The organism is Riemerella anatipestifer ATCC 11845 = DSM 15868 (assembly GCF_000252855.1).
Taxonomy (GTDB): Bacteria; Bacteroidota; Bacteroidia; order Flavobacteriales; family Weeksellaceae; genus Riemerella; species Riemerella anatipestifera.
On the sequence record NC_017045.1, the window covers coordinates 1113910 to 1136026 of the forward strand.

Genomic DNA, 22117 nt, shown 5'->3' on the forward strand with positions numbered 1-22117 from the left:
TGTTTATTTATAAAATAATAAATAAATTTACGCTCTAATGAATCCTAAAAAGTAATTTTACCAAAATGAAAGTACTCATTAAAAACGCTCAAGTCGTCAATGAAAACCAAATTTTTCAATCAGATATTCTTATCGAGAATAGTTTTATCACTAAGATAGCCCCCTCAATATCAGAAACCGAAGCCTACCAAATCATAGATGCTAAAGGCCTATACCTTCTACCTGGGGTAATAGACGACCAAGTCCACTTTAGAGAGCCTGGGCTTACCCATAAAGGAACTATTGAAACAGAAAGCCGTGCTGCCGTTGCTGGAGGTGTTACGAGTTTTATAGAACAGCCCAACACCGTTCCTAATGCGGTTACACAAGAACTTTTAGAAAATAAATATCAGATAGCTTCGCAAACTTCCCACGCCAACTACTCTTTCTCTATGGGTGGAACTAATGACAATTTAGACGAAGTCCTAAAAACCAACCCTAAAAATGTAGCTGCCATAAAACTTTTCTTAGGTTCTTCCACAGGAAATATGTTGGTGGATAATCCAGAAATTTTAGAGGAGATTTTCTCTAAAGTTAAGATGCCTATTTGTGTACATTGTGAAGACGAAACTACCATTCGTAAAAATACAGAAGACTACAAAACCAAATTTGGCGATGATATTCCTGTAAAATACCATCACCTCATCAGGAGCGAAGAGGCTTGTTTTATTTCATCAGCTAAAGCTGTAGAACTCGCTCAAAAAACAGGAGCAAGACTACATATTTACCATTTATCAACCGCTAAAGAGACCATATTATTAGATAATATGGCTCCTCTAAAAGACAAAAAAATAACTTCAGAAGTTTGTGTGCATCACCTTCATTTTACTAACGAAGATTATGAAACTAAAGGTAGTCTTATCAAATGGAATCCTGCCGTTAAAACTCAACAAGATAAAGACGGCTTATGGGAAGCGCTGCTTGATGGTAGAATAGATGTGATAGCAACAGACCACGCCCCACATACCTTAGACGAAAAACAAAAACCTTACACACAATGCCCTTCGGGAGCACCTCTTGTACAGCACTCTTTGCAAACGATGTTAGAGTACCATAAAAAAGGAAAGGTAAGTCTAGAAACCATTGTGGAGAAGATGTGCCACAATCCAGCCATCATTTTCCAAATAGAAAAGAGAGGCTTTATAAGAGAGGGCTATAAGGCAGATTTAGTCTTGGTAGATTTAAACGCTGAACAAACAGTTTCAAAAGAAAATATACTTTATCATTGTGGATGGAGTCCGTTAGAAGGCGAAACCTTTCATTCCCAAATCACTCACACCTTTGTTAATGGGCATTTGGCTTATCATAATGGAGAAGTTTCCTCTAATAAATACGGAGAAAGACTTTTATTTGATAGAAACTAAACTTTAATAAAAAAACAATAAAACTAAATTATTCATTATGAGATTGAAAAAATCATTTATCCTTTTGATGCTTTTCCTATCGTTAGGGGTATTTGCCCAAAATTACAAATGGAAAAGTGCTTCGTCTGCTGGATACGACTACAAGTATGTTACCAGCGACCCAATGAAAGCCCGTTTCTACACTCTAAAAAACGGACTGACTGTAATTCTTAGCCCTACGCCTAAAGACCCTAGAATCCAATGCTACATTGCGATAAAAGCGGGAAGTAAAACAGACCCAGCTACCAACACAGGTCTAGCTCATTACCTAGAACATATGATGTTTAAAGGAACTGATAAATACGGCTCGTTAGACTGGGCAAAAGAAAAAGTAGAGCTTGACAAAATAGATGCTTTGTACGAACAGTACAACAAAACAACTGATGAGGTTAAAAGAAAAGCCATCTACCGAAAAATAGACTCTATTTCTGGAGTAGCTGCCAAGTTTGCCATTGCCAACGAGTACGACAAAATGATGTCTGCTATGGGAGCTCAAAACACAAATGCCTTTACAAGTTTTGAACAGACGGTTTACACAGATGATGTACCTAGCAGTTCATTGGACAAATATTTAAAGGTACAAGCGGAAAGATTTAGAAATCCTATTTTAAGGATATTCCATACCGAGTTGGAAGCAGTTTACGAGGAGAAAAACCGAAGCCTAGACAGTGATGGCGATAAAGTTTTTGAAACTCTTTTCGCTAACTTGTTTAAAAACCACAACTACGGTAAGCAAACCACTATCGGTACTGTGGAACACCTTAAAAACCCTTCTTTAGTAGAGATTAGAAAATATTTTAACACTTACTATGTGCCTAACAATATGGGCATCATTATGTCGGGAGATTTTAACCCAGACGAAGTGATTAAGAAAATAGACCAAAGTTTTGGTTATATGAAATATAGCCCTGTACCTAAGTACACTTTCTCTCCAGAAACACCTACCAATCAGCCTATTATTAAAGAGATTGTAGGTCCTGATGCAGAAGGTCTTACTATGGGCTTCCGTCTTCCAGGTAATAAAGACAAAGATGTTCTGTTAGCTGATTTGGTAGGACAGATTTTAACCAATGGTAAAGCAGGACTACTAGACCTCAACCTTGTGAAAAAACAAAAACTTCTTTCCGCAGGAGCGTTCTCTTTTTTGCTTATAGACCACGGTGTACTTTACATTAGTGCTAAACCTACCTCTGGACAATCTTTAGAAGAAGTAAAAGATTTGGTACTTAACGAAATTGACAACCTGAAAAAAGGAAACTTTGATGAGCAGCTCATCACTTCTATCGTAAATAATATGAAGAAGATGAAAATCAAAGATTCTGAAAACTATGGCGACCGTGCTAGTGTTCTAATGGACGCCTTCACTTCCGAATTAGACTGGAAAGACCAAGTGGCTTATGTTAACAACCTTTCTAAAATCACAAAACAGCAAGTGGTAGATTTCGCTAACAAATATTTAGGGAACAACTATGTTGCAGTACTCAAAAGAAAAGGTGAAAAATCTGAAAGCATCAAGATAGAAAAACCTGAAATCACTCCAGTAGAAACCAATGCTGACAAACAAAGTGATTTTGTGAAGATGGTTGCTTCTATGCCGAGCAATAGTTCTAAACCTGTATTTTTAGACTATAACAAAGACCTTAAAAAGTCTAAACTTGCACAAGCAGAAGTGCTTTATGTGCCTAACCAAGACAATAGTCTTTTCAGATTGATGTATCGTTATAAGATAGGAAGTCTTAACGATTTAAAGCAATCTATCGCTTCACAATACATTCAGTTTTTAGGAACAGATAAGAAATCTTCCGAAGCTATTTCTAAAGAGTTTTACAGAATCGCTAGTAGCTTTAAAGTATCTACAGGAGAGGAATATACTACCGTTACAATAGAAGGTTTACAAGAAAACTTCGACCAAGCCGTGAGCCTATACGAAGATTTAGTTCTTAACGCTAAACCTGATGAAATTGCCCTTACCAACCTAAAAGCTAGGCTTATGAAAGGTAGAAAAGATGCTAAACTTAACAAAAATGCTATCTTACAAGGGCTTACTAGCTATGCGACTTATGGAGCGGACAACAAATTCAACTATGTGCTTTCAGACGATGAACTTAACAAAATCACCGCTGATGAACTTGTGGCGAGAATTAAACAACTCAACAACTACGAGCAGACCATTATTTACTACGGTCCTGAAAAACTAAATGTACTTGTAAACAAATTGAGTAAACTCCACAAGATGCCAAGCACTTTGGCAAAACCAACCCCTACGAAGGTATTTACACAAGTAAAACAGGATAGAAATCAAGTTTTATTTGCTGACTATGATATGGTTCAAGCTGAAACTAGATGGATTAGAAATACAGACCTCTACGACCCTAACAAAACCGCATTAGTAAAGGTATTCAATAATTACTTTGGTGGTGGTATGGGTGCCATTGTGTTCCAAACCATTAGAGAGAGTAAAGCTTTAGCTTACAGCACCTTTGCTTACTATGTTCAGCCAAGCAAAAAAGAAGAGAAGTACACTTTATTAGGATATGTAGGTAGCCAATCGGACAAGTTCAACGAGGCAACTACTTCTATGAATGAGCTACTTAACAAACTCCCAGAACTTCCAGAAAACCTCAACCTAGCTAAAGGACAAACCAAAAAAGATATAGAAACCGAACGCATTACACAAGACGGTATCATCTTTAATTATTTGGAAGCTCAAAGACTAGGATTAAAAGAGGATATTAGAAAAACTATCTACCAAACTGTTGATAAAATTAGCTTTGCAGATTTAAAAAATTTCCACCAAAATTATCTTGCTAACCAACCTTACACTTATGCTGTCGTAGCGTCTAAAGATAAGGTTAAAGAGGATGATATGAAGAAATTAGGCGAACTTAAAAAGCTAAGTTTGGAAGAAATCTTCGGATACTAAACCAATCCTCCGTTTAAGGCAAAAGAAGTCGAAACATAATTGTTTCGGCTTTTTTTGTCCTTTACTCTAAAAGATTTTATTTAACTTTAGACCTAAATTAATTCAAAATGAACTATACAGATTCTATGCTCAGAGAGAATGCTCTTAAAGATAAAGTAGCCATTGTAACAGGTGGCGGTAGCGGATTAGGAAAAGCCATGTCAAAATATTTCTTAGAATTAGGGGCTAAAGTAGTCATTACTTCTAGAGATTTAGACAAACTAAAAAACACAGCTACAGAACTAGAAAATGCCACTGGCGGTACAGTGTTACCACTCGCTTGTGATGTCAGAAATTACGATGAAGTGGAAGCAATGAAAGCAGAAGCCCTAAAAACTTTCGGAAAGATAGATATTTTAGTAAATAATGCTGCGGGGAACTTTATCTCGCCTACCGAAAGGCTATCTGCCAATGCCTTTGATGTTATTATTGATATTGTATTAAAAGGGACTAAAAACTGCACCCTATCTATCGGCAAGCATTGGATTGAAGAAAAACAAAAAGGAACTGTACTTAATATTGTTACCACTTATTCTTGGACAGGCTCTGGCTATGTGGTGCCTTCAGCTTGTGCAAAGGCAGGTGTATTGGCAATGACAAGAAGCCTTGCTGTAGAATGGGCAAAGTACGGTATTAGATTTAATGCGATAGCTCCAGGACCTTTCCCTACCAAAGGAGCATGGGAACGCTTACTCCCAGGAGACCTTGCTGAGAAGTTTGATATGAGAAAAAATGTTCCTCTAAGAAGAGTGGGCGAACACCAAGAGTTAGCAAACCTTGCGGCTTATTTGGTTTCTGATTTTTCAGCTTACATCAATGGAGAAGTAATTACCATAGACGGTGGCGAGTGGCTACAGGGTGCTGGGGAATTTAATATGTTAGAACAAATCCCTGCCGAAATGTGGGACGCCCTAGAAATAATGATAAAGGCGAAAAAGGGTAAATAATACTCAAATCTTAATTTATAATAATGTAGGGCAAATTTTATGTTTGCCCTTTTTTCGTTACTTTTGTGGTCTATGAATCAAAAATGGATTTACAAACCAGAACCTAGCGAGGAAGTAGTAGATGCCCTTATTTCATCTATAGGCTATGGCACACTAGAGTCTAAAATACTCGTCCTCCGCGAGATAGATAATTATCAGAAAGCAAGAGAATTCTTTAAACCCAACCTTGAAGATATACACAACCCATTCTTAATGGCAGATATGCAAAACGCCGTAGAACGCATTGCTACCGCTATAGAGAACGGAGAAAAAATATTAGTCTATGGAGATTATGATGTAGATGGCACCACTGCCGTAGCACTAATGTACCTATACCTTAGTAAAATTGTAGAGAAGAAATATCTAGATTTTTACATTCCTGACCGAAATACAGAAGGCTATGGTATTTCCAAAGAAGGGATAGATTTCGCTAAAGAAAACGGCTTTTCGCTAATTATTGCTTTAGATTGTGGCATAAAAGCTATTGATAAGATAGATTACGCTAAAGAGTTAGGGATAGACTTTATTATATGCGACCACCACTTACCAGGGGAAAACATTCCTAAAGCAGTAGCCGTACTAGACCCCAAAAGAACCGATTGCCGTTATCCTTTCAAGGAACTTTCAGGCTGCGGTGTAGGGTTTAAACTATGCCAAGGACTCAATAATATTTATAGAATACCCGATGAGGAGCTGTACGAACTTACAGATTTGTTAGCCATTTCTATCGCGGCGGATATCGTCTCTATGACGGGCGAAAACCGTGTACTCGCAAAGTTAGGACTTAAAACCTTGAGAAAAACTAGAAATCTAGGTATAAGGCTTTTAATCCCAAAAGAAAAACTAGCGACTTTTGATATTTCTAATATCGTGTTTGAAATCGCACCAAAAATAAATGCCGCAGGAAGAATTTCACACGGTAAAGCTGCTGTGGAACTCATGGTTTCAGATAACTTAAAGCACGCCACACAGATTGTAGAAAACATACTAAACCTCAACGACCACAGGAGAGAAATGGATATGAGTTCTACCACCGCTGCACTCCAGCAGGTAATAGACACCCAACAAATTCAAAACGCCACCACCGTAGTTTATGGCTCCGATTGGAACAAAGGCGTTATAGGAATTGTAGCCTCGAGGCTTACCGAAACTTATTATAAACCTACCGTTGTATTTACCGATGGTAATAATGGAGAGATTGTAGCTTCGGCAAGGTCGGTATCAGATTTTGATGTTCATGCCGCTTTGGAAGAGTGTTCGGATTTATTTCTAAAATTCGGAGGACACCCTGCTGCTGCTGGGCTTTCTATGGAAAAAGAAAAATTTGAACTCTTTAAAGAAAAGTTTGAAAAAACAGTTGCAAAGAATATCAAAGAACATCAAAAAGAACCTAGTATCACTATTGATACCGTAGTAGATATAGACGACTTAAATAAGGATTTCTATAATTTTCATAGAAAACTAGCTCCGTTTGGCCCTCATAATATGAAACCTATTTTAGTCCTTAAAAATCTTAATATCAGCGGGCATGTAAAGCAAATGGGTAAGGATAACAGCCACATTAAGTTTTACATTCAAAACCCAAACAACAAGCGGAATATAGAATGCGTAGGATTTAAACTAGGTCATTTCGCAGACGAGTTCCGCAATAAAACCTTTGATTTAGCCTTTACCGTAGAAGAAAACCACTGGAAAGGTAATGTAACTTATTACCTCAACATCAAAGGCGTTAAATTCTCTTAATATCAACCCATGAAGAAAGTAAGCCTATTTTTCGGTTCATTTAACCCCATACATATTGGGCATCTTATCTTGGCTAACTACATTTTGGAACACTCCGATATGGACGAGCTTTGGTTCGTGGTAAGCCCTCAAAATCCGTTTAAGGAAAAAAAATCTTTACTAGCAGACCACAACCGCTTGGAAATGGTAGAGCTTGCCATTAAAAATTATCCTAAAATGAGAGCTTCTAATATAGAGTTTTCGCTCCCACAGCCTAGCTATACCATAGATACCTTAACCTATCTTCATGAGAAATATCCTGACCATAATTTCAGTCTTATCATGGGTGAGGACAATCTAGCGTCTCTACACAAATGGAAAAATGCCGATAGGTTGGTAGAACAATACCAAATTATAGTTTACCCTAGAATTTTTGAACATACTGAGGAAGAATATCCCTACAAAGATCATCCTAACATTCACCAAATCAATGCTCCTATTATAGAGCTTTCTTCTACGGAAATTAGAAATATGATTAAGAATGGTAAAAACACTCGCCCTATGCTTCCCATTGAAGTATTTGAATATTTAGACGGAAGCCATTTTTATAAATAAACTTCACAGCTTACACAGAATTATGAATATAATTGATAAATTTTTCAGCAAGTATCCTGAGGATAAACTCATAAAATGGTTTAAACAAAGCTGCGTTGCAGAAGCCATTTCTTGCTTCTTACTCTACGGCATCGCTATGATTTGGAAACGCTACGATACCGAAGGTCTTCTTCCTACGATATTCATCATTATTGCAGGTAATATACACGGTTTATTTTTCACTTTATACCTGTTGCTATGTCTTCCTGCGAGGAGAATTTTTAAATGGGACGATGAAGATTTCGTATTTGCTCTATTGGCGGCATTCTTTCCGTTCGCAACAATATGGGTAGAAAGAAAACTCGCAAAAATGGATAGAGAGTAAGAATCCGTATTTATAGTTGTTTTTTTACTTACTGTCTATTTTCTAAAAATAAAAAACCGCTCTCAGAATACGTTATTTTTTTTAATTCAGAAGTGTTTTTTATATAAGTTTAACTTTAAAAATAAAAAAGTCTCCCTTTAACCAGAGAGACTTTAAAGTAGCCCGTAGGGGAATCGAACCCCTCTTGCAAGAATGAAAATCTTGAGTCCTAACCGATAGACGAACGGGCCGCTATAATTTTATTAAGCTAGCTTATTAACATGCTTAGTTAACTTACTCTTTAAATTAGCTGCTTTATTCTTGTGAATAATATTTCTTTTAGCAAGCTTATCTATCAAAGAAATCACCTTAGGCAATTGCTCTGATGCAACATTTTTATCTTCCTCATTTCTTAATACTTTCACAGCAGTTCTAGTAGTCTTGTGATAGTATCTGTTACGAAGTCTTCTAACTTCATTCTGTCTTATTCTCTTAAGTGCTGATTTATGATTTGCCATAACTTTCTAAAAACTTGGTTGCAAAAATATGCTTTTTTTTTAATTACCAAAATTATTTTAAAAAAAATTAAATTTAGTAGCCTATAGGGGAATCGAACCCCTGTTGCAAGAATGAAAATCTTGAGTCCTAACCACTAGACGAATAGGCCATTTCAGTTTTGGACTGCAAAAATACAGCTTTTTTTGAAATTACAAAATTTTTATCAACTATTTTATAACTTTTTCTACAACAACATTTTTAACACCTTTATTTTCAATAGATTTCATTTCAGAAATAGCTTCCTCCAAAGTAGAGAATTTACCATAGGTATAGTAAAATTTACCACCATTTCGGTTTCTTTCAACATTATTCAATGTTTTAAGTATATAAGAATCATTCCCTAATTTTTTGTCTGTAACAGCCACTTCTAAAGTATAATATCCCTGTGCTAATTTCTGATTAGGCACAAAACCTATAGCCACAGCATTTCTAAAACCGGCATCTTTTGCTGTTTTCACATTAGCATCTTTTATAGAAGCATAATTTGTAGTCCCATAATAATATTTATAGAAATTACCTTCTTTCATTGTAAAAACATAATTAAGCCCTTTCAAAGCAGGATCTCCCTCATTAAACTTATCAGCAGAACTCATCAGCAGAACTCTAAAATCATTTTTTAGTGGTTGCTCTTTAGGTTTCTCTGGTACATCATTAAAACTAGGTCTTCCACTTGTCTTATCATGAAGCTTTTTATATGCTACTACTGCATTATATATACTTTGAACTATAGCTTTTTGTCCAGAATCTGAAGATAAATAGGCTGCCTCATCATAATTACTAATAAACCCCATCTCTATAAGTACCGAAGGCATAGCATTTAACCTTAATACATGAAGGTTTTTCTGTTTAACTCCTCTAGAAAATCTTTTATCTTTATTCACAAAGTTATCCTCTACAAAACTTCCGAAAATAAGACTTCTTTCCAAATATTTTTGTTGTTGAAGTTTAAGGGCTATCAAAGATTCTGGCGTTTTAGGATCATAAGAAGCGAATGTTTGTTTATCTTCTTCATCTAGAAAAATAACATCATTTTCAGACTTCGCTACCTCTAAATTAGCTGCATTTTGATCTGGCCCTTGCACAAAGGTTTCTGTGCCATAGGCACTACTTTTTGCCGCATTACAATGTATAGAAATAAACAAATCAGCCTTAGAACGGTTAGCTAAATTGGTTCTAGAAGTTAAGTTAGGATATACATCTTCTTTTCTTGTATAAATTATTCTAAGATCTTTGTTTTTTTCTAGCATTTCACCTAACTTCAATACTACTGAAAGAGTAACATCTTTTTCTCTTACTGTCCCCAAATCACTATAACTTCTGTAAGCACCGTGGTCACTCCCACCATGCCCAGCATCAAGAACGATAGTGAATTTTTTCTGAGCCGTTATAGTTACGAATAAAACACTAAAAAAAAGTGCTAAATATTTTTTTATGGGAAATATATATTTAATCGTGTTCATTTTTGATAAATTTTACTAATTTTGAAGCCAAATTTTCAATATAAAGCATTGGCAAAAAACAGCTCCAAAAATACTTTACTTATTTTAATTATCCTAATTTTTAACAATTTTTTAGCACAAAATACCCCTCGTACAAACGCTAAAAATATTGAGGATAAATCTGTAAAAAAGGACAGCCTATCCCCTCGTAAAGAATCCCTCGAGGGTACCGTGAAAATGCAATCCGAAAACCAAAGGAATGATGTTCAAAAGAAAATGACTTACCTTAATAAAAAGGCTAAGGTACAATATTTGGACATGACTATAGAAGCAGATTACATATCCATAAACTGGGAAAACGGAGATATTTTTGCGAGAGGAGAACAAGATGAAAATGGAAAAATCATAACTCCCGCCACCTCTACTCAAGCTGGTAAAAAATACGAATATAACGAGGTTAAATTCAACTTTAAAAACAAGAGAGCTATTGCCTACAATGCTAGAACCGAAGAACAAGAAGGCGTTATTGTAGCTCAAAAAACAAAAAAGATAAACGACTCCGTTTTCTTTATGCGAAATGGGGTTTACACTACCGATGAGTATTTTTTAAAGAAGAAAGACAGCCTTGCAGACTACCATTTAGCAGCACCTAATATCAAATTGATTAAAGGGAAAAACGCCTCAAGGGTAATTACAGGACCTATACAAATGTACATAGAGCAAGTACCTACCCCTTTGGTAATGCCTTTTGCAATACTTCCCTTTTCTGATAAAAGAACCGCAGGCATCTTAATCCCAAGTTTTGGAGAAAGGCAAGATGTCGGTTTTTTCTTGAACAACTTTGGTTATTACCAACCTATAGGTGAACACTTTGATTTAAAAGTCTTCTTAGATTTTTATACCAAAGGAAGCTGGAACATTCGCCCTGAACTAGGCTATAAGAAAAACTATAAATATAATGGTAGTTTTTCTGCCGATATAGGCACTATTGTTCGTGGAATAAAAGGACTTAGCACCTACTCCAAATCTAATACTTATCGTATTACTTGGCGACATACTCAAGATGCTAAAGCTAACCCGTTTTTTAACTTTTCTGCCTCAGTGGATATGGTTAGTAATCGCTTTTATAACAACACAATCAACAACAACTATGTCTTCAATCAAGATGTTCTTAGAACACAACAGAACTCAGCTATTAGTATCACTAAAAGATTCCTTACCTTACCTATGAGTATTACAGGAAGTGCTTCTTACTCTCAAAATTTTGCTACGGGAGATGTTAACATCAGACTTCCTCAGCTTAATGTAATGGTAAACCAGTTCTATCTATTCAAGCCTAAAACAGGCGTAAGAACTGGTCTTCTAGAAAATATTTATATAAACACAAGTTTATCGCTAGATAACTATGTAAACACTACCCAAAAACAAGCCTTCACAAAAGATATGTGGAGCAATATGCAAACTGGCGTTAGAGTTCCCGTAGCATTAACTACTAATACTTCTGTAATGAAGTATTTCACACTCTCTTTGGGAGCAAATTTCAATAATGTTTTAACTACAAAAACTTTAAATAAAAGCTACGACCCTATTAGCAATACTACAGTAAGTAACTACAAAAGTAATATTGCTGGATACTCTACTTTTTCTACTTCCGCTAGTTTACAAACCGTGGTTTATGGACAAGCCAACTTTAGAAAAGGAGCTATGATACAAGCCATAAGACACATGGTTTCTCCTAGTGTAAGTTTTTCTTACACGCCCGATTTTGGCAAGTCCAATTGGGGTTACTACCGAAATTTTTACGGTGCAGACGGTGCCATAAACTCCTACTCTATATTTGAAGGAAGTGTTTTTGGAGCTCCATCCCGTGGGCTATCTCAGGTTATTGGATTTAACATCAATAACAATATCGAGATGAAAGTTCGCTCTAAGACAGACTCCACTGGAGTTAAAAAGATTAAAATATTTGAAAACATCAATATTTCTGGAGGGTACAACTTTGCGGCTGAAAAATTCAAGTGGTCTGCTTTCAATATCAGTTCTCAAAACTCATTCTTTGATAATAAACTGAACGTAAACTCTAGCCTTTCATTAGACCCTTACAAAATAGTGTTTAATTCAGACTCTAACGTAGGAGAACGGGTGGATAAGTTTGGATATTTCAACCTTCAAAATTTTAATATTCAACTATCTTATCCTTTAAGTAGTACTCTGTTCGAAAGTAAAGATAAAGGCAACCAACCGAAGTATAAAACCAAAGGCAGTATAATGCAAGAGAAATATTCTTTTGATGATGATAACTATGCTCATTTTGAACAGCCTTGGACTCTAAATATCAATGCCAATTACAACTACTCAAAAGCTCAAACAAGATTTGGTACTAGAGTAGCCTCTATAGGGCTAGATGGTAATATTAAACTAACGCCATTTTGGACCATCAGTGGAAGTACCCATTACGATTTGATCAGTAAAGAACTAGCCTATGGAAGACTAGGTTTCTCTAGAGACCAAAGGAGTTTTACTATCAACTTTAATTGGGTACCTTTCGGAAGATTTAAGGTCTATGATTTCTTCATCGGCATCAAAGCTAACATTTTACGAGACGCCGTGAAATACCAAGGACGAAGTTTCCCTCAGCAGAGCGATTTTTAATTTTTTAAACACTTCTTTCAACACCAAGAAAAAAACTTTTATATTTGCCCTCTCAAAATTTAAGCTAAGACCAAACATCATAAATATCATGAAAACAATTATATCAACCAATAACGCTCCTGCTGCCATAGGTCCTTACTCACAGGCTAATATGGTAAATGGTGTTTTGTATATTTCAGGGCAAATCCCCATCAACCCTAGCAATGGCGAATTGGTTACAGGAATAGAGAATGAGGCTCATCAAGTAATGAAAAACTTAGAAGCCATACTAAAAGAGGCAGGAATGTCTTTCTCTAATGTTGTAAAGTCTACCATTTTCTTGAAAAACATGGATAACTTCAACCTCGTTAATGATATCTATGCATCTTATCTAGACAGCGCACAACTTCCAGCTAGAGAAACCGTACAAGTAAGTAGGTTACCTAAAGATGTGAATGTAGAAATTTCTATGATAGCACACCAATTTTAAATGAATTTTATTAGAAATACCATAGGAGTTTTATTAGGACTAACCGCCGCAGGGTTTATCATCACGCTAGGAGTTAGGCTTAATCCTTCGTGGATAAATTATAGCACTTTTTCTCCCTTTGAACAATGGGAAAAGGTATTATATTCTGTAAAAAATGAAAACGGATTTTTTATTGCACTGCTTTTCTCCTCTGGTTTAGCCGCCACCATAGGCGGTGTAACTACAGCTATTGTTGTAAAATATGCCAAAGTGGCTTACGCTATTCTAATAGGCTTTATTCTTTTGTTTCTAGCGATGCTAGACATCATTGTTTTCCCATATCACCCTACTTTTTATAAGATAACTATATTTCTAGTATTCTTTCCATTCTCTTGGTTAGGGGGAAAAATAGTAGAAGTAATTTACAACAAAGGCAAAAAGAAGCGTAGAGCTAACACAAACTAAAAACTAGCCTTAACCTCCCCTAAAACCATAAAAATAATCAAATTTATCTTCGCTTTTTTCCTTAGAATTAGCTAAATTTGTAGAGTTATTTTTAAAAATATAATACAATGAGTTACATTTCTTACATTGAAGCAAGACAAATTTTAGATTCTCGTGGTAATCCTACTGTAGAGGTAGATGTATTCACGGAAAATGGTGCTATGGGTAGAGCGGCTGTTCCTTCTGGAGCCTCTACAGGAGAGCACGAAGCCGTAGAACTTCGTGATGGTGGTTCAGAATATGTTGGGAAAGGTGTTCTAAAGGCAGTAGAAAATGTAAGGGAAGTTATCGCTCCTGAACTTATAGGTCTTCCTGTTTTTGACCAGAACTTGATAGACCAAGTAATGATAGATTTAGATGGAACTGCTAATAAAGGCAAACTAGGTGCTAATGCTATACTAGGGGTATCTCTTGCTGCTGCAAAAGCTGCTGCTACCGAACTTAGAATGCCTCTTTATAAATACATCGGTGGTGTAAACGCAAATACACTACCTGTTCCTATGATGAATGTTATCAATGGAGGTTCTCACTCTGATGCCCCTATTGCATTCCAAGAGTTTATGATTATGCCTGTAAAAGCAGACTCTTTCTCACACGCTCTAAGAAAAGGAACTGAGATATTCCACAGTTTAAAATCTATCCTTAAAGGGAGAGGATTATCTACAGCAGTAGGAGACGAAGGAGGTTTTGCACCTACATTCAACGGTACAGAAGATGCCCTTGACACACTTCTACAAGCAATAGAAAAAGCTGGGTACAAACCAGGTGATGACATTATGCTTGCACTAGACTGTGCTTCTTCAGAGTTTTATGTAGATGGAACTTATGATTACAGAAAATTTGAGGGAGACAAAGGTGCTCACAGAAGTAGAGAAGAACAAGTATCTTACCTTGCTGAATTAACTCAAAAATACCCTATCATCTCTATAGAAGACGGTATGCATGAAGACGACTGGCAAGGTTGGAAAATGCTTACAGATAAAATAGGAGATAGAGTACAACTAGTAGGTGATGATTTATTTGTAACCAATGTAGAAAGACTTTCTAGAGGTATTAAAGAAGAGGTGGCTAATTCGATTTTAGTAAAAGTAAACCAAATCGGTTCTTTATCTGAAACTTTAGCAGCGGTACAAATGGCACAGCATAATAAGTATACTTCTGTAATGTCTCACCGCTCTGGAGAAACTGAAGACGCTACTATTGCTGATTTAGCAGTAGCTTGTAACTGCGGACAAATCAAAACAGGTTCAGCTTCTCGTTCTGATAGAATGGCTAAATATAACCAACTTTTAAGGATAGAAGAAGCTCTTGGAGAAACTGCTATTTTCCCAGGTCTTGATGCCTTTAAAGTAAAAAGGTAATACATAAAACAATCATTATTATAGCACTTATCTTTTGTGATAAGTGCTATTTTTTTTATATCTTTATCGCAAAATTTAAGAAAAAATATAAAATAATTAGATTATGTCTGACAATAAAGTTTTATTAAAGTACGATGGAAAGGAGTATGAATACCCTATCGTAGATAGTGTTTTAGGAGATAGAGGGATTGATATTTCTAAATTAAGAGATGAAACAGGACTTATAACCCTAGATAAAGGCTACAAAAATACAGGTGCTACTATTAGTGAGATTACTTTCCTAGATGGTGACCAAGGGGAGCTATTCTATAGAGGCTATCCTATAGAACAAATCGCAGAGAAGTCTAACTTTACAGAAGTAATGTACCTATTGCTTCACGGAGAACTTCCTACCGAAGAACAATTCAAAACTTTTGAAGATAGTATCAAAAACTATAACTGGGTAGCAGAAGAAATGAAAAAGTTGATGGATGCATTCCCTCGCTCTGCACACCCTATGGGAGTTTTATCTTCTCTTACTTCCGCTCTTACAGCGTTTAATCCTAGAGCAGTAGATGTTAAATCTAAAGAAGATTTAGACCATGCGGCGGTGATGCTTATCGCTAAGTTTTCTCACCTGGCCGCTTGGACTTACAGAAAAAAACAAGGGTTACCTCTTAATCACGGAGATAATAAATTAAACTATGTAGAAAACTTCTACAAAATGTGTTTCCGTATGCCAAACCAAGAGTTTGAGATAGATCCCGTTATTGTAGATGCACTAGACAAACTTCTTATTCTTCACGCAGACCACGAACAGAATTGTTCTACTTCTACAGTAAGAATGGTAGGTTCTGCACACACAGGTTTATTTGCTTCTATTTCTGCTGGAGTTTCTGCTCTTTGGGGACCACTTCACGGTGGTGCTAACCAAGCTGTGATAGAAATGCTAGAGATGATAGAAAAAGATGGTGGGGACGTAGAGAAATATGTAAGGAAAGCGAAGGATAAAGAAGATAGCTTCCGTCTAATGGGCTTCGGACACAGAGTTTACAAAAACTTCGACCCTAGAGCTAAGATTATCAAGAAAGCAGCTGATGATATTCTTAGTAAATTAGGTATACATGATAAAGCTCTAGATATCGCAATGCAACTTGAGAAAGTAGCTCTAGAAGACGATTACTTTGTAGAAAGAAAACTTTATCCAAATGTAGACTTCTACTCTGGTATCATATACAGAGCTTTAGGAATTCCTACTGAAATGTTTACTGTAATGTTTGCTTTAGGAAGACTACCAGGATGGATCTCTCAGTGGAAAGAAATGAGACTGATGGGAGACCCTATTGGAAGACCTAGACAAGTTTACCAAGGTGCTGGAAAAAGAGATTATATTCCAATGAACCAAAGATAATAAGCAATATTCTCATGCTGTTTTAAAAATCTTTCCTTTTTTATAAAAAAGGAAAGATTTTTTATAAAACAACTCATCATAAATATTTGAGGTTACACAAAGTTTTTTCAATTCAACTTTTTTACTTAAATTAGTTGCTTTAAAGGGATTTTCTTGTTTTAAAGCTAAAAGATGTATGAATAAAATATTAACTCTAATACTGGTGTTGCTTTGTTCATTAGCAAATTCTCAAAATAGTTTTAAAATTTCGGGAAAACTCAAAGGATTTAAGGAAAATGCTCTTGTAAAAATTGATAGAGAAAATATCGCTTTGGATAGTTGCTATCTCAAAGACGGAAACTTCAAACTTAAGGGTAGCCTTAAACAATCACCATCTTTAGTTTTTTTAACTATTAAAAATGGGGAAGAATGGGTTTACAGCTCGTTTTTCATCGGAAATGAAAACATTACCATCAATGCTGAAATTAAAAATTTTCCGTATAATGTAAGGGCTGAAGGCTCAAAATACGATGATTTGAGATACGAATTCATCACTCTTGGAAAAAAATTGAATTTCCAAAGAAATGAATATTTAAAAGAAATCATCAAACTTAGAGAACAAAATAAATGGAATGATAGTTTACAAAGTGCATATTGGGGAGACACCGAACCTTTAGGGAAAATCACAAAAATTGACCAAGAATTGGATAAAATTCAAAGAGAGTTTATTACAAAAAACTTAAATTCTTATTATGCTCTTCATCTTTTAGAAGAATCAAAAACTCAATATTCTAAAGTTGAACTTTCAAATCTTGTAAAAAAAATAAAGCCTTCTTTCAGAAACACAATTTATGTAAAATCAATTAGCACTTATATTAAAAATCCTGATTTAAAAATTGGCGATAAGTTTTACGACTTTTCAGCCATAAATTCAAAAAATAAAAAAGTGAAATTTTCAGATTTTTTTGATGGAAAATATATTTTACTAGATTTTTCCACCTTATTTTGTGGATTTTGCCAACAAGCAATTCCCGAACTTGAGAAAATCAAAAAATCTCAATATGAAAAATTAGAAATTGTAACATTTTATGTAGACGAAAGTCAAAAAGGATTTAATGGACTACTTGACAAACACGGTAAAGACTGGAAGATGATTTGGGATAAAAAGGGAAGACTTAGTGACACTTATGCAAAATATAAAGTTTTTGGAACGCCAACATTCTATCTTTTTAATCCTAAAGGGATATTAATTAAAAAATTTGATGGGTTTTATGAAGATTTATCAGAGCAAATTTATAAAACAATAAGCAATGATAACTTATAATATTGCATAAAAAAATACTTAAAATTAAAAAAAATAATTCTATATGAAATTAAATATAAAAAACGAAACGGGTAAATTGAAATCAGTTGTTTTAGGTCAACCACATTCTAATGGCCCTATTCCAACGTTAGAAGAAAGTTATGACGCCAAATCTTACCACTCCATAGAAAATAATATTTATCCTAAAGAAGAAGATATTATTAACGAAATGAACGCCTTCGAATCGGTTTTAAAAAAATATGATGTGGAGGTTTTCCGTCCAGAGATTATTCAAGATTACAATCAAGTTTTTGCCAGAGATGTTGCCTTTGTAATAGAAGACAGAATGATTATTTCTAATGTAATTCCTGATAGAGCAGACGAACAGGAAGCCTATCGTAAAATATTTGAAAAGGTGGAATGGCGTAAAATCATCAATCTTCCAGACACAGCTCACATAGAAGGTGGCGATGTAATTGTGTGGAATGATTTTATTTTCATAGGAACTTGTTTCAGCGAAGATTATAGAAACTTTAAAACCGCCAGAACTAACGAGTATGCTATAGAAACCCTCAAAGAATACTTTCCTAAAAAAAGAATTTTAGACTTTGATTTAAAGAAAAACGACAGAGTTCCATATCAAGGCATACTTCATTTGGACTGTACCTTTAATCCTGTAGGAAAAGACAAATGCATTATTTACAAAGATGGCTTTGTAGATGAGAGCGATTATCATTTAATCTTGGATATTTTTGGAAAAGAAAATTGCTTTGAGGTAACTTCTGAAGAAATGTTTGCGATGCTCCCTAATATTTTCTCTATATCTCCAGAAGTAGTGGTTTCTGATAAAGCTTTTACTAGGATGAATAACCATCTTCGCGACGAGTGGGGACTTACAGTAGAAGAAATTCCTTACAGAGAAATTTCTAAAATGGGAGGGCTATTAAGATGCTCTACCATGCCTCTAGTAAGAGAGTAATTATTAAATATAGACTTCACAAAATAAAAAATTATAATAAATCAAAAAACGCTTCCAAACATTGGAAGCGTTTTTTATCTTAGGTGAATAAATTCTTATTCTTCTACCTTCTCATCACTTGCAGCAGAAGCTTCTTCTTGAGCAACTACCTCTTCTTTTTTGGTAGCAGGAGCAGATTTTCTACGACTTCTTCTAGTCGTTTTCTTTTCTGCTTCATTAGGATTATAAAGCTCATTGAAATCTACAAGCTCAATCATTGCCATATCAGCAGAATCCCCCTGTCTAAATCCAGTTTTAATGATTCTACAATAACCACCGTTTCTCTCTGCAATTTTAGGAGCAATAGTTCTAAAAAGCTCACTAACAGCATATTTATTTTGTAAATAAGAGAAAACTACTCTTCTGTTATGTGTAGTATCTTCTTTAGATTTAGTAAGGATAGGCTCTACATATACTCTCAAAGCCTTAGCTTTAGCTACTGTAGTATTTATTCTTTTATGTTCAATTAGGGAACAAGCCATATTAGAAAGCATAGCTTTTCTATGAGAAGCAGTTCTACCTAAATGATTGAATTTTTTTCCGTGTCTCATTTTAAGGATTATTTATCAGCGTCTAACTTATATTTACTTACATCAAAACCGAAGTTAAGTCCCTTAGAATGAACAAGCTCTTCAAGTTCGGTTAATGATTTCTTTCCGAAGTTTCTAAATTTCATCAAATCAGATTTACTATAAGAAACTAGTTCACCTAGAGTCTCTACTTCAGCTGCTTTCAAGCAGTTAAGAGCTCTAACAGAAAGATCCATCTCTGCTAGTTTAGACTTAAGTAATTGTCTAGTGTGTAATGTTTCTTCATCATACTGAATAGATGCCTTTACCGCTTCTGTTTCCAATGTAATTCTCTCATCAGAGAACAACATGAAGTGGTATATAAGGATTTTAGAAGCTTCTATTAAAGCATTCTGAGGAGAGATAGAACCATCAGTTTCTATATCTAGAATTAATTTTTCATAATCCGTTTTCTGCTCTACACGATAGTTTTCTACGCTGTACTTAACCTTCTTTATTGGAGTATAAATAGAGTCAATAGCAATAGTACCGATAGGAGCATTATTTGATTTATTTTGTTCTGAAGGAACATAACCTCTACCTTTATTGATGCTAAAATTCATTTCTAAATTTACATCTTTTGTAAGATTACAAATCACCAATTCAGGATTTAAAACTTCAAAACCAGAAATAAATTTACCTAAATCTCCTGCTGTAAGCTGCTCTAAGTTAGCTATTTTAGCTGTAACTTGCTCAGAAGGAGCATTCTCAGACTTAGCCTTTAAGCGAAGTTGTTTTAAGTTTAAAATAATTTCTGTTACATCTTCTATAACTCCTGGAATGGTGGAAAATTCGTGCTCTACGCCTTCTATTTTGATAGATGTAATAGCATAACCTTCTAAAGAAGAGAGTAATACTCTTCTTAAAGCATGACCGACAGTTAATCCATAACCTGGCTCCAAAGGTCTAAATTCAAACTGACCTTGAAACTCTGTGGAGTTAAGTAGGATTACTTTATCGGGTTTTATAAAATTTAAAATTGCCATAGTTTTGGGTTGAGCAAAAATTTGATGATTATTTAGAGTATAGTTCGACGATTAGCTGTTCCTTGATGTCTTCAGGAATTTGGATTCTCTCAGGTACTCCTACGAAAGTTCCTTCCTTAGTTTCATCATTGAACTGTAACCAGTCATAATTAGCTTTTGCAGAAAGTGCAGTCTCTATTACCTCAAGAGATTTAGATTTTTGTCTTACAGCTACTTTATCACCTGGTTTTAAAGAGTAAGAAGGTATGTTTACTACCTCTCCATTCACAGTGATATGTCTATGAGATACTAACTGTCTTGCAGCAGCTCTAGTTTTAGCAAATCCTAATCTATAAACTACGTTATCTAATCTAGATTCACAAAGTTGAAGAAGAACTTCACCAGTTACTCCTTTACTAGCGTGTGCTTTTTTAAACAAGTTAGAGAACTGTCTTTCTAAAATACCATAAGTATATTTAGCTTTTTGTTTTTCAGCTAACTGTACTGCGTATTCAGATTTTTTAGCACCTCTTCTTTTGTTAGGCCCATGCTGTCCTGGCGGCTGGTTTCTTCTCTTCTCGAAGTTTTTATCATCTCCATAGATTGCTGCACCAAACTTTCTAGCAATCTTTGTTTTAGGTCCAATATATCTTGCCATTATTTTTTAAAATTTCGGGTTATACTCTTCTTCTTTTCGGTGGTCTACATCCGTTGTGTGGCATAGGAGTCACATCAACGATTTCACTTACCTCTATTCCAGAGTTGTGAATAGTTCTTATAGCAGACTCTCTACCTGCACCTGGTCCTTTTACAAAAACCTTAACTCTTCTAAGACCAGCTTCGTGAGCTACCTGAGCACAGTTTTCTGCAGCCATTTGTGCAGCGAAAGGAGTATTTTTCTTAGAACCTCTAAAACCCATTTTACCAGCAGAAGACCAAGAGATTACTTCGCCGTTTTTGTTAGTTAAAGAAATAATGATATTATTGAACGTGGCTTGGATATGAGCCTCACCAATCGCTTCAACTTTTACTTTTCTCTTTTTAGTTACTTTAGTTTGTTTTGCCATAATTCTAACGATTATTTACTTGCCTTCTTCTTGTTAGCAACAGTTTTTCTTTTTCCTTTACGGGTTCTAGAATTGTTTTTCGTTCTTTGGCCTCTTAAAGGTAATCCCAGTCTGTGACGTATTCCTCGTTGGCATCCTATGTCCATCAATCTCTTGATGTTCAATTGCACTTCAGAACGCAACTCTCCTTCTACTTTAATGTTTTCAGAGATGTAGTTTCTGATTGCAGCCAATTCATCGTCATTCCATTCATTGACTTTCTTGTCTTCGCTGATTCCAGCGTTCTTCAAAATTTCTGACGCGGTGCTTTTTCCAATTCCGTAGATATAGGTAAGCCCTATTACGCCTCTTTTGTTTTTTGGTAAATCAATACCTGCAATTCTCGCCATAATTTAATTTTGCTAAATTAGCCTTGTCTTTGTTTAAATTTAGGGTTCTTTTTGTTAATAATGTACAATCTGCCTTTTCTTCTTACGATTTTGCAGTCTGCACTTCTCTTCTTAATTGATGCTCTTACTTTCATAATGTTTTCTTTATGCTATAGCCTCTGCTATATAAGCTCTTAAATTAATATCTAAATGTAATTCTTCCTTTAGATAAGTCATACGGAGAAAGCTCCAATTTAACTTTATCACCTGGAAGAAGTTTTATATAATGCATCCTCATTTTACCAGAAATATGAGCTATCAAAACATGCCCATTTTCTAGCTCTACTCTAAACATGGCGTTAGATAGTGCTTCCACTATCACGCCATCTTGTTCTATGTGTTTCTGTTTAGCCATAATACTTCTTT

Annotated in this window: 22 protein-coding genes and 2 tRNA genes; 13 read left to right on the forward strand and 11 right to left on the reverse strand. The window is 35.2% G+C overall.

Annotation, left to right across the window (positions count from 1 at the left end; translation table 11 throughout):
• Positions 1-65: 65 nt before the first annotated feature.
• The 6 genes from RA0C_RS05310 (at position 66) to RA0C_RS05335 (ending at position 8091) form a co-directional block, all read left to right on the forward strand.
• Positions 66-1403: a dihydroorotase gene (locus RA0C_RS05310; RefSeq protein ID WP_004917396.1), complete on the forward strand. Its 1338-nt coding sequence runs from the start codon at positions 66-68 to the stop codon at positions 1401-1403.
• Between the two features lie 37 nt (positions 1404-1440).
• Complete coding sequence (locus RA0C_RS05315) at positions 1441-4365, forward strand: M16 family metallopeptidase (protein ID WP_013446934.1); 2925 nt, start codon at positions 1441-1443, stop codon at positions 4363-4365.
• Positions 4366-4472: 107 nt separating this feature from the next.
• The gene (locus RA0C_RS05320) at positions 4473-5351 is read left to right on the forward strand and encodes an SDR family oxidoreductase (protein ID WP_004917393.1); all 879 of its coding nucleotides are present in this window, start codon (positions 4473-4475) and stop codon (positions 5349-5351) included.
• 72 nt (positions 5352-5423) lie between these two features.
• Positions 5424-7133: a single-stranded-DNA-specific exonuclease RecJ gene (recJ, locus tag RA0C_RS05325; RefSeq protein WP_015345414.1), complete on the forward strand. Its 1710-nt coding sequence runs from the start codon at positions 5424-5426 to the stop codon at positions 7131-7133.
• A 9-nt stretch (positions 7134-7142) separates the two neighbouring features.
• Positions 7143-7727 (forward strand): nicotinate (nicotinamide) nucleotide adenylyltransferase, encoded by a 585-nt coding sequence (gene nadD / locus RA0C_RS05330; protein WP_004917388.1) that lies wholly within the window; start codon positions 7143-7145, stop codon positions 7725-7727.
• A gap of 22 nt (positions 7728-7749) precedes the next feature.
• The gene (locus RA0C_RS05335) at positions 7750-8091 is read left to right on the forward strand and encodes a DUF3817 domain-containing protein (protein WP_004917385.1); all 342 of its coding nucleotides are present in this window, start codon (positions 7750-7752) and stop codon (positions 8089-8091) included.
• 158 nt (positions 8092-8249) lie between these two features.
• Here RA0C_RS05335 and RA0C_RS05340 read toward each other — a convergent pair.
• The 4 genes from RA0C_RS05340 to RA0C_RS05355 form a co-directional block, all read right to left on the reverse strand.
• Positions 8250-8321: transfer RNA gene (locus RA0C_RS05340), tRNA-Glu, on the reverse strand.
• A gap of 12 nt (positions 8322-8333) precedes the next feature.
• A complete protein-coding gene (gene rpsT / locus RA0C_RS05345; protein WP_004917384.1) occupies positions 8334-8588 on the reverse strand; it encodes a 30S ribosomal protein S20 in 255 nt (84 codons plus the stop codon).
• Between the two features lie 77 nt (positions 8589-8665).
• A tRNA-Glu gene (locus tag RA0C_RS05350) sits at positions 8666-8737 on the reverse strand.
• 58 nt (positions 8738-8795) lie between these two features.
• Positions 8796-10088 (reverse strand): N-acetylmuramoyl-L-alanine amidase family protein, encoded by a 1293-nt coding sequence (locus RA0C_RS05355; protein ID WP_013446935.1) that lies wholly within the window; start codon positions 10086-10088, stop codon positions 8796-8798.
• 21 nt (positions 10089-10109) lie between these two features.
• Here RA0C_RS05355 and RA0C_RS05360 point away from each other — a divergent pair, with 21 nt between their 5' ends.
• The 7 genes from RA0C_RS05360 to RA0C_RS05390 all read left to right on the forward strand — a co-directional run bounded on the left by RA0C_RS05360 (position 10110) and on the right by RA0C_RS05390 (position 18683).
• A complete protein-coding gene (locus RA0C_RS05360) occupies positions 10110-12719 on the forward strand; it encodes a putative LPS assembly protein LptD (protein WP_013446936.1) in 2610 nt (869 codons plus the stop codon).
• Positions 12720-12807: 88 nt separating this feature from the next.
• The gene (locus RA0C_RS05365) at positions 12808-13188 is read left to right on the forward strand and encodes a RidA family protein (RefSeq protein ID WP_013446937.1); all 381 of its coding nucleotides are present in this window, start codon (positions 12808-12810) and stop codon (positions 13186-13188) included.
• Complete coding sequence (locus tag RA0C_RS05370; protein ID WP_013446938.1) at positions 13189-13632, forward strand: hypothetical protein; 444 nt, start codon at positions 13189-13191, stop codon at positions 13630-13632.
• A gap of 107 nt (positions 13633-13739) precedes the next feature.
• A complete protein-coding gene (gene eno / locus RA0C_RS05375) occupies positions 13740-15032 on the forward strand; it encodes a phosphopyruvate hydratase (RefSeq protein ID WP_013446939.1) in 1293 nt (430 codons plus the stop codon).
• Between the two features lie 103 nt (positions 15033-15135).
• Positions 15136-16422, forward strand: a complete 1287-nt coding sequence (locus RA0C_RS05380; protein WP_013446940.1) for a citrate synthase — start codon at positions 15136-15138, stop codon at positions 16420-16422.
• Positions 16423-16597: 175 nt separating this feature from the next.
• On the forward strand, positions 16598-17725 hold the full coding sequence (locus RA0C_RS05385) for a TlpA disulfide reductase family protein (protein WP_004917368.1): 1128 nt from the start codon (positions 16598-16600) through the stop codon (positions 17723-17725).
• 43 nt (positions 17726-17768) lie between these two features.
• Positions 17769-18683, forward strand: a complete 915-nt coding sequence (locus tag RA0C_RS05390) for a dimethylarginine dimethylaminohydrolase family protein (protein WP_013446941.1) — start codon at positions 17769-17771, stop codon at positions 18681-18683.
• A 95-nt stretch (positions 18684-18778) separates the two neighbouring features.
• Here RA0C_RS05390 and rplQ read toward each other — a convergent pair whose 3' ends face one another.
• From rplQ to infA, 7 genes are read right to left on the reverse strand one after another with little or no spacing between them, the layout of a single operon-like run.
• Positions 18779-19273, reverse strand: a complete 495-nt coding sequence (gene rplQ / locus RA0C_RS05395) for a 50S ribosomal protein L17 (protein ID WP_004917364.1) — start codon at positions 19271-19273, stop codon at positions 18779-18781.
• 8 nt (positions 19274-19281) lie between these two features.
• Complete coding sequence (locus RA0C_RS05400; protein WP_004917361.1) at positions 19282-20277, reverse strand: DNA-directed RNA polymerase subunit alpha; 996 nt, start codon at positions 20275-20277, stop codon at positions 19282-19284.
• Between the two features lie 28 nt (positions 20278-20305).
• Positions 20306-20914, reverse strand: coding sequence for a 30S ribosomal protein S4 (gene rpsD / locus RA0C_RS05405; RefSeq protein ID WP_004917360.1), 609 nt, complete (start codon positions 20912-20914; stop codon positions 20306-20308).
• A gap of 19 nt (positions 20915-20933) precedes the next feature.
• Complete coding sequence (gene rpsK, locus RA0C_RS05410; protein WP_004917358.1) at positions 20934-21323, reverse strand: 30S ribosomal protein S11; 390 nt, start codon at positions 21321-21323, stop codon at positions 20934-20936.
• Between the two features lie 11 nt (positions 21324-21334).
• Positions 21335-21712, reverse strand: a complete 378-nt coding sequence (gene rpsM, locus RA0C_RS05415; RefSeq protein ID WP_004917355.1) for a 30S ribosomal protein S13 — start codon at positions 21710-21712, stop codon at positions 21335-21337.
• 17 nt (positions 21713-21729) lie between these two features.
• Complete coding sequence (ykgO, locus tag RA0C_RS10295) at positions 21730-21846, reverse strand: type B 50S ribosomal protein L36 (RefSeq protein ID WP_004917354.1); 117 nt, start codon at positions 21844-21846, stop codon at positions 21730-21732.
• A 44-nt stretch (positions 21847-21890) separates the two neighbouring features.
• The gene (gene infA, locus RA0C_RS05420; protein WP_004917349.1) at positions 21891-22106 is read right to left on the reverse strand and encodes a translation initiation factor IF-1; all 216 of its coding nucleotides are present in this window, start codon (positions 22104-22106) and stop codon (positions 21891-21893) included.
• Between the last annotated feature and the right edge of the window lie 11 nt (positions 22107-22117).